This is a genomic window from Paenibacillus sp. 598K, from assembly GCF_003851045.1.
GTDB lineage: Bacteria > Bacillota > Bacilli > Paenibacillales > Paenibacillaceae > Paenibacillus_D.
The window spans coordinates 1-238 of sequence record NZ_BFBX01000491.1 but is presented as its reverse complement, the minus strand read 5'-3'; the positions used below and the strand labels follow the sequence as shown (position 1 = coordinate 238).

Sequence of the window (238 nt, the reverse complement as noted above, 5' to 3'; positions counted from 1 at the left end):
GCGAGGCGATCTCGGGCGCGTGGCGGCCGAACTGCTGATGCGTGGCGATCTGGCTGGAGACGATGTTGGATAGCACCTCCCGCCCGCCGCGCACGACCGCTGCCGACGTCTCGTCGCAGCTCGTCTCGATCGCCAGGATCAGCTCCTCTGCGACCGCTTGCTGCTGCGGTTGCGCCGACGTTACTGACGGTGCAGCCTTCGCTGACGGTGCTGATGGCGACGCCGGTGCTGGCGTTGT

Annotated in this window: 1 pseudogene; it reads right to left on the bottom strand. The window is 68.1% G+C overall.

Annotated elements, in window-relative coordinates:
• Positions 1–238 (bottom strand): annotated as a pseudogene (locus PA598K_RS38735) (hypothetical protein); the annotation flags it as partial.